This window comes from Modestobacter altitudinis, from assembly GCF_005930475.1.
In the GTDB taxonomy this organism is placed as follows: domain Bacteria; phylum Actinomycetota; class Actinomycetes; order Mycobacteriales; family Geodermatophilaceae; genus Modestobacter; species Modestobacter altitudinis.
Window position 1 is genome coordinate 1 of record NZ_SJEW01000096.1, and the last position, 15,705, is coordinate 15,705.

The window sequence follows — 15,705 nt, forward strand, 5'->3', positions numbered from 1 at the left end:
GCGGGACGGCGGTCCCCGGCCGGGGGCAGGAGGAGGGGAACAGCTCGGCGGACTCCCCCGGCGACCAGCACGACCGGCGCTCCACGAGCCGGACCGGGGTGACGGTGTGCCGGCGGAGGCGTCGCTGCGGGGACGCCAGGCGCGCCACCGCCCGCTCGGCGGCCAGCCGCCCGAGGACGGCGGGGTCCTGGTCGACGACGGTGAGCGCCGGCGAGAGCATGTGCGCCATCGGGAAGTCGCCGATGCCGATCACGGCCCAGCTGCTGCCGGCCAGCGCCGGGAGCAGCGTCATCGTGGTGCGCGCGTCGGCGCTGAGCAGCGCCGAGGGCGGGGTGGCGGCACGGCAGAGCCGGTCGACGACCTCGACCGCGCTCCGGGGGTCCGTGGCGCCGAAGGCGACGAGGTCGTCGCGCTGCGCCAGCCCGGCGTCCGCCAGCGCCGAGCGGTGTCCGGCGAGCCGGTCGGCGGTGGTGGACATCCCCGGGCTGTCGCCGACGAACGCGATGTCGCGGTGCCCGTGGGAGACCAGGTGCGCGGTCGCCATCCGGCCGGCCTCGCGGTCGTCGCCGGTGAAGGCGTCGGCCGGCAACCCCTGCGGTGGGCGGTCGACGAAGACCACCGGGAAGCGCCCCGCCCACCGGGCGAGGTACCGGTGGTCCTGGCCGGTGGGCGCGATGACCAGCCCGCTGAGCGAGCGGCCCAGCAGGGACGCCAGCGCGCCGGCCTCACGGTGGGGGTCGTAGCCGAGGCTGGCCACCACGACGGCCATGCCCGCCCGGGCTGCGACCTCCTCCACCGCCTTGGCGATGACGGCGAAGAAGGGGTCGGCGAGGTCGGGCACGGCCACCCCCAGCACCGGCGACCGGCCGGTACGGAAGTCCGACGCCAGCGCGTTGGGGACGTAGCCGAGCTCGCGCAGCGCCTCGGCGACCCGCGCCCGGGTCTCGGGCAGCACGTGCGGGTCGTCGTTGAAGACCCGGGAGACGGTCTTGGCGCTGACCCGGGCGCGGGCGGCGACGTCCCGCATCGTCGTCATCGGAACGTCCCGACCCCGACCGGCAGCCGGCTCAGCGGGCGGTGTAGCCGCCGTCGATCGGCAGCGACACCCCGGAGATCATCCCCGCGCCGTCGCTGAGCAGGAACACGATCGGCGCGGCGATGTCCTCCTCGGTCGCCCACCGGCCGAGCGGCATCTGGTCCAGGAACGGCCCCTCGATGTCCGGGCGCCCCCAGTACCAGGCCGACATCGGGGTCATGACGACGGTCGGGTTGACGCCGTTGACGCGGATGCCGTGCTTGCCGAGCTCGAGGGCCGAGACGCGGGTGATGTTGTCCAGCGCGGCCTTCGAGGAGCCGTAGGAGATGTGGCCGGACAGCGCCACCAGGCTCGCCTGGCTGGAGACGTTGACGATGGCCCCGCCGCGGCCCAGCCGGATCATCGAGGCGGCGGCGTACTTCGTCACCAGCAGCGCGCCCCGGGCGTTGATGCTGATCACCTTGTCGAAGACGTCGATGTCGGTCTCCATCGGGGTGGCGATCTCGCCGCCGTACCCGCCGCAGTTGACGACTCCCCACAGGTCCAGGCCCTCGAGCGCAGAGCGGACGCTGTCCTCCGACGTCAGGTCGAAGGCCAGCGTGCGGGCACCGGTCTCGGCAGCGAGCTGCTCCAGCTTCCCCACATCACGGCCGCTGGCGATGACGTCGGCGCCGGCCGCGGCGAGCTGGCGGACGGTGGCCCCGCCGATGCCCCCGGAGGCGCCGGTCACCAGGATGGTGCGGCCGTCGAAGTCCGTCATGTCAGCGCTTCTCCTCGGTGGACCGGTGGTGGCAGTGCCGGGAGTGGCCGGCGACACACCGATGCAACCACACGGCCGTCCCCATGCCACCGGTGACATGACCGGCGCCGGCTCACACGGTCGGTGCCCGGACACCACCGACGCCCCGCTCCCGGGAGGGGAACGGGGCGCCGGTGGTCGTGCGGTGGATCAGCAGTCGGACTTGTAGAGCGCGTCCTGGTTGTCGGCCAGGTTGTCCTTCGTGATGATCGTGAACCCGGTCTGGATCTCCGCCTCGGGCTCCTCACCGTTGAGCGAGGCGACGACCTGTTCGAGTCCCTGCTTCCCGATCTCCGCGGGCTGCTGGGCGATCAGTGCCTGGACGGTCCCGTTCTCCAACGCCTCGACCTGGGCCGGGCCGGCGTCGAAGCCGACGACGGTCACCTGCTCCTGGGCGCCGGCCTGGCGCAGGCCGGTCGCGGCACCCTCGGCGGCGAACAGGTTCGTGCCGAAGATGCCGATCAGGTCCGGGGTGGACTGCAGGGTCGAGGTGACGATGCGGGCCCCCTCGGCCGGGTCGTTCTGGGCGTACTGCGTGGGCAGCGCGGTGAACTTCGGGTCTGCCTCCAGGGCGTCGAGGAAGCCCTTGATCCGAGCCTCGTTGGTGCTGATGCCCGGCTCGTGCCCGACGACGAGCACCGTGCCGCCGTCGGGGTTGGCCTCCTGGATGGCCGTGAACGCCGCAGCGCCGCCGCCCTCGTTGTCCGAGGCGACCTGGGTGACCGCCATCGACGGGTCCTCCAGGGTGGTGTCCACCAGCCCGACGGTGATCCCGGCGTCGGCGGCGGCCTTGAGCGGCCGGTTCATGGCGGTGACGTCGGTCGGGGCGATGAGCAGCCCGTCGGGTGCGCTGGCCACGACGCTGTCCACGATCGGCGTCTGCAGGGCGGGGTCGAACTGCTGGGCACCCTGGGTCTCGACCGTGACGCCCAGGTCCTCGGCCGCCGCCTCGATCCCGCACTGCATCGTGATGTAGAACTCGTCGCCGGCCACGCCCTGGATGAAGGCGACCTCGTAGCTGTCCGAGCCGCCACCTCCGCCGCCACCGCTGTCGTCGTCGCTGCCGCCGCACGCGGCGAGCGCGAGAGCCAGGGCCGAGACGGCGGCCACCTTCGCAGAGCTCGTTCGGTTCACTGTGCTTCCTTTCGACGTGCCCCAGCAGGGCGGGAAAAACGGGAGGACAAGGACCGCCGACTGCTCGCACCACGGGCTGCCGAAGCGCGGCGGACCTGGTCGACGTAGACGGCGGTGATGAGGAAGGCCCCGACGACGACCTGCTGCCAGAACGGCTGGACGCCCATGATCACGAAGCCGTTCTGCAGGACGGCGGGGATGAAGAGGCCGACGACGGTGCCGGCGATCGTGCCGATCCCGCCGAAGAGGCTGGTGCCGCCGATCACGACGCCGGCGATGACGTTCAGCGCCGTGTTCGACTGACCGGCGATCGTCGTCGACGCGAAGAACGCGAGGTTCAGGATTCCCGCCAGCCCGGCGCAGAAGCCGGCCAGCGTGTAGATGAGGATCAAGTGCCGGTCGACCTTGACCCCGGCCCGCCGGGCCGCCTCGTCGTTGGAGCCGACGGCGTAGGTGTAGCGCCCGAACCGGGTGCGGTGCAGCAGCACCGCGCCGAGCACCACGACCACCAGGGCGATCAGCGACAGGTACGGGATCTGCCCGAACAGCCGCCCGAACCCGATGTTGTCGGTCAGCACCGTGGGGGCGCCGCGGACGTCGATCCCGCCGGTGATGATCTGCGCCCCGCCCAGCGCCATGCCCAGCGTGCCGAGGGTGACGATCAACGGCGGCACCTTCGCCTTGGCGATGAGCACGCCGTTGAGCAGCCCCCAGCAGACACCCGCCACGCAGGCGACCAGGGCACCGATCAGCGCCACCCCGACGCCCTCGCCGCCGAGCGACTCCATCGTCTTGGCCGCGACGACCCCGCTGAACACCAGAACGCTGCCGACGGACAGGTCGATGCCACCGGTGATGATCACGAACGTCATCGCCACGCCGATGATCGCCAGGATCGAGACGTTGACGACGATGTTCCGGAAGTTGTTGACCGACAGGAACGCATCGGACTCGGCGATGCTGAACAGGATCACCAGGATCAGCAGGACGCCGAGGATCTGGACGGCCTGGGCGCCCAGCAACCGCTGCAGCGCGGTCTTCGGGCGTTCCTCGTCGGCCGGCGCCGGACCGGCGGCCTGCTGCTGACCCGTCACGGTGGTCACGCCGCCCCCTGGCTGATCGCGCCGGTCATTGCCCCCACCAGTTCCTCCATCGAGGTCTTCTTGGCGTCGTAGGTCGCCACCCGCCGGCCCAGCCGCAGCACCTGGATCCGGTCGGCCACCTCGATCACGTGCGGCATCGAGTGGCTGATGAAGACGACGGCGATGCCGCGGTCCCGCACCCGCCGGATCAGGTCCAGCACGTTGCGGGTCTGCACCACGCCGAGCGCCGCGGTGGGCTCGTCCAGGAAGATCACCCGGCTGGCCCACGCGGCTGCGCGCGCCACGGCGATCTGCTGGCGCTGGCCACCGGACATCGACCCGACCGGAGCGGCGAAGTCACGCACCGTGGCACCGAGGTCGGTGAACGCCGTGCGGGTGTGCTTCCTCATCTCGGCGTGGTCCATGAACCCGAGCCGGCCCAGCAGGCCGGGCTTCATGACCTCCCGGCCCAGGTACATGTTCTGCACCGGGTCGAGGTGCGGCGCGAGCGCCAGGTCCTGGTAGACGGTCTCGATGCCCAGCGCCCGGGCCGCGGTCGGCGTGTCGATGGTCACCGGCCTGCCGTCGCTGAGCAGCTCGCCCGAGTCGACTGCCAGCGAGCCCGACAGCGCCTTGACCAGGGTGCTCTTGCCAGCGCCGTTGTCGCCGATGAGCGCGACCACCTCCCCGGGGTCGACGTCGAAGTCGACGCCGTCCAGGGCACGCACGTGCCCGAACTCGCGGCGGAGACCCCGGGCCTCGAGGGCGGGGGTCACCGCGCCTGCTCCTGTCCCTGTGGCGACGTCATGGTCGACGCCCTCCTTCCACTCCGTGGTGTGCCATGTCCTGCTCCCTGTCGTCGTCCGGGACCGGGTCCTGGACGCGTTCTCGGTCCGGGCCGGCCGTCGCGCCGGGCGGGCGGAGCTCACCGGACCCCCGCGGCACCAGCCGGAACGGCACGACGACGGTCTCGGCGTCGGCGTCGGGGTCCTCCAGCCGGCGGAACAGTCGCTCCGCAGCCGCTCGGCCGATGACCTCCGGGTCGTGGTCGATGACCGTCACCGCCGGCACCAGCGAGTCGGCCATCGGGAAGTCGTCGAAGCTCACCACCGCCACGTCGGTGCGGCCGCTGCCGTGCAGCAGCGGCACCAGCCCCAGCGAGCAGCGCATGTTCGAGGAGAAGATCGCCGTGGGCGGCCGCTCACCGCCGAGCAGCTGCTCGGCGGCCGAACGCGCCTCCCCGGCGGAGCCGGCACCCACGGCCACCAGCGACTCGTCCGCGTCCAGGCCGTGCCGGGCCAGCGCCCGGCGGTAGCCGGCCAGCCGCAGTCGCGTGGTGGGGTTGCGGAGCTCGGAGCCGAGGAAGGCGACCCGGCGGTGGCCGTGGTCGATCAGGTGGCCCGTCGCCACCTCCCCGGCGGCGAGGTCGTCGACCAGGACGGCGTCGCTGACGATCCCCTCGGGGAGCCGGTCGACGAACACGACCGGGGTGCGCTGCCGCGCGCCGGCCAGGTAGCCGTGGTCCTGCGCCATCGGGGCGACGATGAGCCCGGCGACCTGGCGGACGAGCAGGCTCTCCACGACCAGCGACTCCCGCTCGGGCACCTGGTTGCCGACGCTGGAGACCATCACCGCCAGGCCCCGCTCGTGCGCCGCCTGTTCCACGGCGCTGGTGAGCCGGGCGAAGAACGGGTCGGCCAGGCTCTCGACCACCAGACCGATCACGTCGGCCCGGCCGACGCGCAGCGACCGGGCCACCAGGTTGGGCTGGAAGCCGAGCTCGGTGATGGCCCGCTGCACCCGGGCCCGCGTGGTGGGGGTGACGTGCGCGTCGCCGTTCACCACGCGGGAGACGGTCTTGGCGCTCACGTCGGCGACGACCGCCACGTCACGCAGCGTGACGCGCTCAGGCACCTGGGCCTCCGGGACGAGCTGCCGCAGGGCCGCCGCCGAGGAGGCGAGAAGACCTGCGGGAGGAGAGCACGGCACGCGCCTTTGCGAGTCGAATGGGTGCCACAGGAGTGACGTGGGTCATGGAACAGCGGCGTTGTCATCGATGTCAAGGCAGCGGGGCTCAGCCGAGACACACTCGTTGCCAACGGCTAACGTCCCTCTCCTCAGCGCTGCGGCCGGCTCCCCGACCGCTCTCGAAGGAGGACCCATGACGTCGACCGGTGACTCCCCGCAGTCCGGTAGCTGGACCTCGCTCGCGAGCCACCGCGCCTGGCTGGACGGCGAGGGCGACCGGCTGCTGTCCTTCGCCGAGGGCGCCGGCAGCGGCTCGGCGCCCGGGTTCGGCTGGCTGGACGACGACGGCCGGCCCGACCCGACCCAGTCCCCGCAGCTGTGGATCACTGCCCGGATGACGCACGTCTTCGCCCTCGCCTCCCTGCGCGGGCGGCCGGGCGCCGGACCGCTGGTCGACCGCGGGCTGGCCGCGCTGACCGGGCCGTTCCGGGACCCCGAGCACGGCGGCTGGTTCTCCTCGCTGACCGCCAAGGGCGCACCCGCGGCCACGGACAAGTCCGCCTACGACCACGCCTTCGTCGTCCTCGCCGCGGCCAGCGCCACGGCAGCCGGGCGACCCGGCGCCGCCGAGCTGCTGCAGGAGGCGCTCGACGTGGTGGAGGAGCACTTCTGGCGGGACGACGAGGGCCGGAGCGTGGAGAGCTGGGACCGCACCTGGACCGAGCTGGAGCCCTACCGGGGCGCGAACAGCAACATGCACACGGTCGAGGCCTTCCTCACCGCCGCCGCGGTGACCGGGGACGACCGGTGGCTCACCCGGGCAACCAGCATCGTCGAGCTGCTCGTGCACACGGCCGCCAAGGACAACGGCTGGCGCCTCCCCGAGCACTTCGACCCGGAGTGGCGATCGCTGCCGGACTACAACGCCGACCGCAAGAACGACAAGTTCCGCCCCTACGGGTCCACCCCGGGGCACTGGCTGGAGTGGTCACGACTGCTGCTCCACCTGGAGGCGGCCCGGGGCGCCGACGCCCCGGAGTGGCTGCTGGACGACGCCCGCAGCCTGTTCGGCGCCGCGGTGGAGGTCGGCTGGGCACCGGACGGCGAGTCCGGGTTCGTCTACACCCTGGACTGGTCGGACCGGCCGGTCGTCGCCTCCCGGCTGCACTGGGTGCTCACCGAGGCCATCGGCGCGGCGGCCGCCCTGGTCCAGCGCACCGGGGAGCCCGAGTACGAGCGCTGGTACCGGACCTTCTGGGACGAGGCCGCCGCCCGCTTCCTCGACCGGGACCGCGGCAGCTGGGTGCACGAGCTGCCCGTCGGGGACGCGGACGCCGTCTGGTCGGGCAAGCCGGACGTCTACCACGCCTACCAGGCCACGCTCCTGCCCCAGCTGCCGCTCGCGCCGGTGCTGCCCGCCGCGCTGCGGCAGACGCTCGGCGATGGCTGACCGGTCAGCCGGCGAGCAGCCGGACCAGCCGCTCGACCTCGCGCGCGGTCGCCGTCCGGGCCGCGCCGAGGTACCTGCGCGGGTCGACCAGCGCAGGATCGGCGGCGAGGGCCTCCCGGACCTGACCGGTGAACGTCCCGTTCAGGTGGGTCGAGATGTTGATCTTCGTCATGCCGGCTGCGACGGCCTCGCGGAGGTGGTCGTCCGGTACGCCCGAGGAGCCGTGCAGCACCAGCGGCACCGGCACGGCGTCCCGGATGGCGCTGATCAGCGCGAGGTCGAGCTGCGCGGTGCGGGTGGTCATGGCGTGCGAGCTGCCGACCGCGACCGCGACCGCGTCGATGCCGGTGGCCGCCACGAACTCGGCGGCGTCCTCGGGGCGGGTCCGGACGCCGGGGGCGTGCACGCCGTCCTTGCCCCCGATCTCGCCGATCTCCGCCTCGACCGAGACACCGAGGGCGTGCGCCTGCTCGACGACGCCGCGGGTGGTGGCGAGGTTGTCCTCGACGGCCAGCGTGGAGCCGTCGTACATCACCGAGGTGAACCCCAGCGCCAGGGCCTGGGCCACCAGGTCGAGGTCGGTGGCGTGGTCCAGGTGCACGACCACCGGCACCGCGGCCGCGTCGGCGATCTCCAGCATCGCGCGGCCGATCGGTGCCAGGGCACCGTGGTAGCGGACGGCGTTCTCGCTGACCTGCAGCACCGTGGGCCGGCCGGCGGCCTCCGCACCGGCCACGATCGCCTCGGCGTGCTCGAGCTGGATGACGTTGAACGCGCCGAGCCCGCTGCGCCCCCGCTGCGCCGCGGTCAGGACGTCGGTCAGTGCTGCGCGTGCCACGGCGGGCTCCTCGGGTCGGCGGTCCTCCGGGCACCGTCGCGAGTCGTGGGCGGCCCCGGGCCGGCGGCGAAGGTAGCAGCAGCCCAGCTCCGGCCCGCACGGCACGGCACCGGCCGGACCAGGAGGACACGTGCCCGCACCCCCCGCTGAGCCGACGGTCCACGTCGTCAGCCCGAACCCCGCGCAGGACCGCCTCCAGGTGGTGCCCCGGCTGGTGGTCGGCGAGGTCCACCGCGCGACCGAGGTGGTCAGCCGGCCAGGCGGCAAGGGCATGATCGTCGCCCGCGGGGTGGTGCGGCTCGGCGGTCGCGCCGCGCTGCACGGCTTCGTCGGGGGGTCCGTCGGCGCGCAGATCTCGGCCGGCTGCCGGGAGCTCGGCATCGTCGACCGGCACGTCCCGATCGACGGGGAGACCAGGGTGACCACGGTGATCGTCGACAGCAGCTCCGGCGTCTCCACGGTGGTGAACGAGCCCGGTCCCGAGGTGCGCCCGGTCGACGTGGACGCGCTGGTCGACGGGTTGCTGGCCGCCGTGCACCCCGGCGACCTGGTGGTGTGCACCGGCAGCCTGCCGCGGGGGGCCCCGGCCGACCTGTACGCCCGGTGCGTGGCGGCGCTGCGCGGTCACCGGGTGCGGACCGTCGTCGACACGTCCGGTCCCGGACTGGCGCTGGCGGTCCGGTCGGGTCCCGACGTGCTGAAGGTCAACGAGGAGGAACTCCGCGCCGACGCCGGCCTGGCCGACCCCGCAGCGGACGTCGACCTCCCGACCCTGATGGAGCGCACACTGCACGCCGGTACCCGGGCGGTCGTCATCACCCGGGGGGCGGCGGGGCTGTCCTACCGGTCCGCCACCGAGGCGTGGGACGTGGCCAGCCCGTCGGTGTCGGTGGTCAACGCCACGGGCTCCGGGGACATGATGCTGGCCGGGTTCGCCACGGCGCTGGCGCGCGGCGACGACGTCGAGACGGCGTTGCGCACCGGCGCAGCGGCCGGCGCGGCGAACGCCGCCCGGCTGGAACCGGACATCAGCGGCACCGAGGTGGACGGGCTGCTGGCCGGTGCCGTGGCCACCGCCGTCCCGGGGGTGCGCGCGTGACCGCCACCTTCCTCGGCATCGACGTGGGCACGACCCGCACCAAGGCGGTGCTGCTCGAGGCCGGCGGCGGGACCGTCCTGGCCGCGGCCGCCGCCCCGACCCCGCAGGGCGACGCCGGCGGGGTCGCGGTCCACTCCCCCGGCGCGGTCCGCGGCGTGGCCGTCGACGCCGCCCGCCGCGCGCTGGCCGAGGCCGGCCCCGAGGCGCGGGCCGGGCTCGGCGGCATCGCGGTGACGTCGGTCGGCGAGGAGGCCGTGCTGCTCGACGCCGCGGCCCGGCCGGTCGGCGACGTGCCCACCTGGTTCTCCGGCGTCGGGCACGCCCCGGCCCGGGAGCACGCCGCCGAGCTGGACCGCCACGCGCCGGTGACCGGGCTCCGGCACCCCGAGTACACGGTCCACACGCTGGCCTGGTGGGCGCGCTCCCGCCCCGCCCAGGCACGGGCCGCCGTCACGCTCACCGACCTGGGCAGCTGGCTGCTGTCCTCCCTCGGCCCCGGCGACCTGGTGATGGACCACTCGCATGCGTCCCGGACCGGCCTGTTCGACGCACCGAGCCGGTCCTGGCGGGCCGAGGGGTTGGCCGTCGTCGGCACCGGGCACCTGGCCCTCCCCCGGCTGGTGCCCTCGGGGACGGTGGTCGGCGAGCTCGGCCGGGAGCCGGCCGCCGAGCTCGGCGTCGCGGCCGGGGTCCCGCTGGTCTCCGGCGGGCACGACCACTTCTGCGGTGCGCTCGCCGCCGGCGCCCGCTCCCCCGGCGACCTGTTCATCTCGGCGGGCACCTCCGAGGCCCACCTGCTGGTGACCGACTCCCTCGACCCGGCGGCCACCGCGGACAGCGAGGTCGGCTGCTTCGTCACCGACGGGCTGTTCTACCTGCACGCCGCGGTGCCCTCCGGCGGGCTCTACCTGACCTGGACGCGGCTGCTGGGGCTGGACCCCGCCGCGCCGCTGGACGCCCTGCTCGACGGCGAGCCGGTCGGCAGCCGCGGCGTCCGCGGGCGGGTCGGTGCGGACCGGCGGCTCGCCCTGGACGGCCTGCCCCTCGACGTCAGCCCGGCCACGCTGCTGCGCGCGCTCATGGAGGCCACCGCGGTGGCGTCCCGGGACCTCACCCGCGCGCTGAGCAGCACCGCCGGCCGGGGGGTCGCCCAGCGCCTCGTGGCCGGCCGGCCCACCGAGTCGGCCACCTGGCGGGAGATCCGGACGGCGGTCGGCGAGGGCGCCGCGGCGTTCGTCGACGCGAAGGAGGCCACGGCCCTGGGCGCCGCCCACCTGGCCGTGCGGGCGGTGACCGGCACCCTGCCGCCGCCGGTCCCCCGGCGCCGCCCGGACGCACCGCTGACCTCGGCCCGTCTGGAGGAGTACGCGCGCGCCGTCGGCTGAGGTCGACCCCTTCGATCGCGCTCCCGTCCGGTGGGCCGCGCGCTGTTACCTTCCCCGAGACGTGCGCCACACCTGACCGGGTGCCACGGAGAGGAGCTGCCGTGTTCGAGGACCTGGACGGCCGGGTCGCCGTGGTCACCGGAGGAGCCCGGGGCCTCGGGTTCACCATGGCCCGCGCGCTGGCCCGCTGCGGGGTGCGCCCGGCGCTGCTCGACGTCCTGCCGGAGGTCGGCGACAGCGCGGCGGCCCTGCAGGCCGAGACCGGCAGCCCGGCGGTCGGCATCACCGCCGACGTGACCGACGAGCAGAGCGTCGCAGACGCCTTCGCCGCGGTGGAGCGGGCGCTCGGCAGCCCCACCATCGGGGTCAACGCCGCCGGCGTGACGGTGTGGGAGGACAGCATCGACGCGCCGCTGGAGTCCTGGCGGCGGGTCATCGACATCAACCTGACCGGCACGTTCCTGTGCTGCCAGGCGCTCGCCCGGGCCGCCCGCAACGCGGGCCGGCGAGCCGCGATCGTGAACGTCTCGTCGATGTCCGGCTCGGTCGTCAACGTCCCCCAGCACCAGGCGTCGTACAACACGTCCAAGGCCGGGGTCGACATGCTGACCAAGACGCTGGCCGTGGAGTGGGCCCCGCTGGGCATCCGGGTCAACGCGATCGCCCCCGGCTACATGCTCTCGGACATGACCCGGCAGTTCACCGACGCCAACCCCGACCTGGCCCGCCGGTGGACCGACATGATCCCGGCCGGGCGGATGGGTGAGCCCGCCGACCTGGAGGCGCTCGTCGTCCTGCTGTGCTCGGACCGGTCGTCGTACCTGGTGGGCCAGAGCATCGTCATCGACGGCGCCTACACCGCCGTCTGACCGCGGACCGCCGAGGAGCGCCATGACCACCCCCACCGCCGAGGAGGGGCCGGGCGCCCCCGTCGCCCTGGTGACCGGAGCCAGCTCGGGCATCGGCCTGGCCATCGCCCGCTCCCTGTCGCGAGCGGGGACGCACGTCGTCCTGACCGCCCGGTCGGCGGACCGCCTGGCCGCGGCCGCTGCCGGGCTGCCGGGCCCGAGCACGGTCCTCCCGGCCGACGTCAGCCAGCCCGGTGCGGGTGGGCGGGTCGTCGAGGCCACCCTGGCCGGGCACGGACGGCTCGACGTCCTCGTCGCGAACGCCGGGATCTACGTGCAGGGCGACGTCTGGGAGAACGAGGCCGGCCAGATCGACCAGCTGATCAGCACGAACGTCACCGGGGTGCTGACCACGGTGCACGCAGCGCTGCCCAGGATGATCGCGCGCGGCTCGGGCGACGTCGTCGTCACCAGCTCGGTGTCCGGCCACCAGGCGATCCCGTGGGAGCCGGTCTACTCGGCGTCCAAGCACGCACTGCAGGCGTTCGTGCACGGCGTCCGGCAGCAGCTGGTCGGCACCGGCGTGCGGATCATGTCGGTGGCACCCGGCGTCGTGCTCAACGACCTCTGGGCGGTGACCGACGAGGGCCAGGTCGCCGACGGCGTCACGACCGGCACGGGCATGCGGTCCGAGGACGTCGCGGACGCCGTCGACTTCATGCTCAGCCGACCCCGGCACGTCACGGTGCGCGACCTGGTGCTGCTGCCGACCAACCAGCCGATCTGACCGCACCGCTGTTCGCCCACGGCACGCCTGTGGCGAACAGCGGCGTCAGAGCAGGCGGTTGGTCCAGAGCAGCGAGGCGACGATGCCGAGGAAGGCGAACAGCAACCCGCCGCGGACGAACCACGGGCTGATGTCGTGCGGCTCGCTGGTGTACCCGATCTGGCTGCCCAGGTCCTCGTACACCTCCTCCAGCTCCTGCGCGGTCGCCGCCTCGCTGTAGCTGCCGCCGGTGTCGTCGGCGATCTGCTCGAGCGTGGAGCGGTCGACCGGCACCGGCACGGTCTCGCCGTTGAGGTCGAGGGTGCCGTAGTCGGTGCCGAACGCGATGGTCGACACCGGCACCTGCGCGGCGTTGGCGGCGTCGACCGCCTGCGTCGCCTCTCGGCCGACCGTGCTGTACCCGTCGGACAGCAGCACGATCCGGGCCGGCGGCAGCTCCTCCCCCGCCGAGTCCAGAGTCGACTGGAAGTTCGTGATCGCCTGCAGCGAGGTGAAGACGGCGTCCCCGATGGCGGTCGCCTCGGCCAGCTGCAGGTTGTCGATGGCGGTGCGCACCTCGTCCCGGTCCGTGGTCGGGGTGACCAGCGTGCTCGCCGTCCCGGCGAAGGACACCAGCCCGAGGTTGATCCGGGTGGGCAGCACCTTGACGAACTCCTTGGCCGCCACCTGCATCGCCGAGAACCGGTCCGGCTCGATGTCGGTGGCCTGCATGGACAGCGAGACGTCGACGGCCATGATCACCGTCGCCCGCTCCCGGGGCACCCGGATCTCGGTGCTCGGAGCGGCCAGCGACACCACCAGCACGCCCAGCCCGAGGCAGACCAGACCGAACGCCACGTGCCGCCGCCACCCGGCCCGCTTGGGCACCAGCGAGCCGAGCAGCGCCACGTTGGTGAACCGCGCCGCGTACCGCGCCCGCCGCAGCTGCAGCAGGACGTAGAACCCGGCGAGCGCGACGACGGCGATCAGCGCCAGCAACCACCAGGGCGACTGGAAGGTCATCGGGAAGCTCCCCCGCTGCCGGCACGCCGGCGGTCGGCGACGAAACGGACCACGTCGGCCAGCCAGTCACGGTCGGTCTGCAGCCGCAGGTGCCCCGCGCCCGCCCGGCGCAGCGACGCCGCGATCTCCTCGCGCTGCGCCGCGGCGCCCTCGGCGAACCGGCGGCGGACCTCGGCGTTGCCGGTGGGCACCTCCAGCGTCTGGCCGGACTCCGGGTCGACCACGGTGAGCAGCCCGACGTCGGCCAGCTCCAGCTCCCGCGGGTCGACCACCTCGATCGCCAGCAGGTCCTGCCGGGCGGACAGCCCGCGGAGCGGGCGCTCCCAGTCCGCGTCGCCCAGGAAGTCGGAGATCACCACGACCAGCCCGCGGCGGCGCGGCGGCCGGCGCAGCGACTCCAGTGCCGCGGCCAGGTCACCGCGGCGACCGCCCGCGGCCCGCGGGGTGGCGACGACGTTGCGCAGCAACCGGTCGGCGGCCAGCCGCCCCGCCGTCGCCGGGTAGCGGTCCACCCGCTCGCCGGTGGTGACGACGGCGCCCAGCCGGTTGCCGCCGCGCACGGTGAGGTGGCTGACGGCGGCCAGCCCGGCGATCGCCAGGTCCCGCTTCTCGCAGTTGGCGGTGCCGAAGTCCAGGCTCGCCGACAGGTCCAGCACCGCCCAGGTCTCCAGCTCCCGGTCGGCGATCGTCTCCCGCACGTGCGGCACCTGAGTGCGGGCGGTCACCGGCCAGTCCATCCGCCGGACGTCGTCGCCCGGGTGGTAGCTGCGCGCGTCTCCCGCCTCGCTGCCCGAGCCCGGCACAAGCCCCAGGTGGTCGCCCTGCAGCAGCCCGTCCAGCCGGCGCCGCACGGTGAGCTCCAGCCGGCGCAGCAGCACCTCCGCCGAGCTGCCCGCGCCGAAGTGCGGTGGCGCACCGTCCTCCGCCGGCCGGTCGGGCGTCCACCCGACCGGCTGCTCCTCGGGTCCGGTCACACCAGGTGCGGCCCGGAGCCGCCGTCCGGGCGCTCCGCCTGCGACGCGGCGGTCGAGCCGGTGCCCGGCTGCCCGGCAGGCGGGCCGTACGGGTTCGGCTGCCCCTGCGGCTGCCCCTGCGGCGGGCCGAACGGGGGCTGGCCGGGCTGCTGGCCGGGCTGCTGGCCCTGCGGCTGGCCGGGCTGCTGCCCGAAGGGCCCGGGCCCGTAGGGACCCTGCGGCTGCGGCGGACCGGTGGGCGCACCGAACGGACCGCCGCCGAAGCCGGGGACCACCGGACCACCGGGGTTGCCGGGCCCGAAACCGCCGGACCGCTGGCGCGGGGTGACCTGCGGCAGCGGCACGCTCTCCACGACCCGGCGCACGATGTGGTCGGCCGGCACCCCGTCGGCCAGCGCGTCGTAGCTGAGCACCAGCCGGTGCCGCAGCACGTCGGCGGTGATGTCCAGGACGTCCTGCGGCAGCACGTAGTCCCGGCCGCGGATGAGGGCCAGCGCGCGGCCGGCCGCGATCAGGCCGAGCGAGGCACGCGGGCTCGCGCCGTAGGCGACCCAGTTGGCGACGTCGGCCATGCCGTGCTCGCGCGGGGCGCGGGTGGCCACCACCAGCCGGACGACGTAGTCGACGAGCGCGTGGTGGACGAAGACCTCCGAGGCGGTGCGCTGCAGCCGGCGGACGTCGTCCGGGCCGAGCACCGGCTGCGCCTCCGGCGGCGTGGAGCCCATCCGGTAGATGATCTCGCGCTCCTCCTCGGGGGACGGGTAGTCCACCAGGATCTTCAGCAGGAAGCGGTCGCGCTGCGCCTCGGGGAGCGGGTAGACGCCCTCGTTCTCGATCGGGTTCTGGGTGGCCAGCACGAGGAACGGGTCGGGCAGCGGGTGGGTGACCCCGCCGATGGAGACCTGGCGCTCGGCCATGACCTCCAGCAGGGCGGACTGCACCTTCGCCGGCGCCCGGTTGATCTCGTCGGCCAGCACGAAGTTGGCGAACACCGGGCCGAGCTCGGTGTCGAAGGCGTCCTGGCCGGCCTTGTAGATCCGGGTGCCGATGATGTCGGCGGGCACCAGGTCCGGGGTGAACTGCAGCCGGGCGAAGTCGCCGCCGACGACCTTGGCCAGCGTGCCGACCGCGAGGGTCTTCGCGACGCCGGGCACACCCTCCAGGAGCACGTGCCCGCGGGCGAGCAGGCCGACCAGCATCCGCTCCACGAGCCGGTCCTGACCGACGATCACCCGCTTGATCTCGAACAACGCGCGCTCCAGGCGGGCGGCGTCGACCGACGGCGGGGTGGGCTGATCGGGGA

General features: G+C 74.2%; 15 protein-coding genes. 5 read left to right on the top strand and 10 right to left on the bottom strand.

The window, feature by feature from the left end; translation table 11 throughout:
• From FHL79_RS22950 to FHL79_RS22975, 6 genes are all read right to left on the bottom strand, one after another.
• The coding region (locus FHL79_RS22950) for a LacI family DNA-binding transcriptional regulator (RefSeq protein ID WP_171058306.1) at positions 1-1,036 on the bottom strand (1,036 nt) is incomplete at its 3' end.
• Between the two features lie 31 nt (positions 1,037-1,067).
• The gene (locus tag FHL79_RS22955) at positions 1,068-1,796 is read right to left on the bottom strand and encodes an SDR family oxidoreductase (protein ID WP_138760875.1); all 729 of its coding nucleotides are present in this window, start codon (positions 1,794-1,796) and stop codon (positions 1,068-1,070) included.
• A 189-nt stretch (positions 1,797-1,985) separates the two neighbouring features.
• The gene (locus FHL79_RS22960; RefSeq protein ID WP_246081146.1) at positions 1,986-2,945 is read right to left on the bottom strand and encodes an ABC transporter substrate-binding protein; all 960 of its coding nucleotides are present in this window, start codon (positions 2,943-2,945) and stop codon (positions 1,986-1,988) included.
• 20 nt (positions 2,946-2,965) lie between these two features.
• Entirely contained in the window at positions 2,966-4,072 is a 1,107-nt protein-coding gene (locus FHL79_RS22965) for an ABC transporter permease (RefSeq protein WP_138760877.1), read from the bottom strand.
• Entirely contained in the window at positions 4,069-4,827 is a 759-nt protein-coding gene (locus tag FHL79_RS22970; protein WP_138760878.1) for an ATP-binding cassette domain-containing protein, read from the bottom strand. The genes FHL79_RS22965 and FHL79_RS22970 overlap by 4 nt, the downstream gene beginning before the upstream one ends.
• A gap of 28 nt (positions 4,828-4,855) precedes the next feature.
• Entirely contained in the window at positions 4,856-5,965 is a 1,110-nt protein-coding gene (locus FHL79_RS22975) for a LacI family DNA-binding transcriptional regulator (protein ID WP_138760879.1), read from the bottom strand.
• 247 nt (positions 5,966-6,212) lie between these two features.
• Here FHL79_RS22975 and FHL79_RS22980 point away from each other — a divergent pair, with 247 nt between their 5' ends.
• Positions 6,213-7,469 (top strand): AGE family epimerase/isomerase, encoded by a 1,257-nt coding sequence (locus FHL79_RS22980; protein WP_138760880.1) that lies wholly within the window; start codon positions 6,213-6,215, stop codon positions 7,467-7,469.
• A 4-nt stretch (positions 7,470-7,473) separates the two neighbouring features.
• Here the strand turns inward: FHL79_RS22980 and FHL79_RS22985 are convergent, their stop codons facing one another.
• Positions 7,474-8,307: a class II fructose-bisphosphate aldolase gene (locus FHL79_RS22985; protein WP_138760881.1), complete on the bottom strand. Its 834-nt coding sequence runs from the start codon at positions 8,305-8,307 to the stop codon at positions 7,474-7,476.
• A 130-nt stretch (positions 8,308-8,437) separates the two neighbouring features.
• Here FHL79_RS22985 and FHL79_RS22990 point away from each other — a divergent pair, with 130 nt between their 5' ends.
• The 4 genes from FHL79_RS22990 (at position 8,438) to FHL79_RS23005 (ending at position 12,426) form a co-directional block, all read left to right on the top strand.
• Complete coding sequence (locus tag FHL79_RS22990; protein WP_138760882.1) at positions 8,438-9,406, top strand: 1-phosphofructokinase family hexose kinase; 969 nt, start codon at positions 8,438-8,440, stop codon at positions 9,404-9,406.
• Entirely contained in the window at positions 9,403-10,791 is a 1,389-nt protein-coding gene (locus tag FHL79_RS22995; protein WP_138760883.1) for an FGGY-family carbohydrate kinase, read from the top strand. Before FHL79_RS22990 ends, FHL79_RS22995 begins: the two co-directional genes overlap by 4 nt.
• Positions 10,792-10,892: 101 nt before the next feature.
• A complete protein-coding gene (locus FHL79_RS23000; RefSeq protein WP_218938577.1) occupies positions 10,893-11,660 on the top strand; it encodes an SDR family NAD(P)-dependent oxidoreductase in 768 nt (255 codons plus the stop codon).
• Positions 11,661-11,682: 22 nt separating this feature from the next.
• A complete protein-coding gene (locus FHL79_RS23005; RefSeq protein WP_138760884.1) occupies positions 11,683-12,426 on the top strand; it encodes an SDR family oxidoreductase in 744 nt (247 codons plus the stop codon).
• A 45-nt stretch (positions 12,427-12,471) separates the two neighbouring features.
• Here FHL79_RS23005 and FHL79_RS23010 read toward each other — a convergent pair whose 3' ends face one another.
• The 3 genes from FHL79_RS23010 to FHL79_RS23020 all read right to left on the bottom strand — a co-directional run.
• On the bottom strand, positions 12,472-13,428 hold the full coding sequence (locus tag FHL79_RS23010) for a VWA domain-containing protein (protein WP_138760885.1): 957 nt from the start codon (positions 13,426-13,428) through the stop codon (positions 12,472-12,474).
• Positions 13,425-14,402: a DUF58 domain-containing protein gene (locus tag FHL79_RS23015; protein ID WP_138760886.1), complete on the bottom strand. Its 978-nt coding sequence runs from the start codon at positions 14,400-14,402 to the stop codon at positions 13,425-13,427. Before FHL79_RS23015 ends, FHL79_RS23010 begins: the two co-directional genes overlap by 4 nt.
• The coding region (locus tag FHL79_RS23020) for an AAA family ATPase (RefSeq protein ID WP_171058307.1) at positions 14,399-15,705 on the bottom strand (1,307 nt) is incomplete at its 5' end. The genes FHL79_RS23015 and FHL79_RS23020, both read right to left, overlap by 4 nt.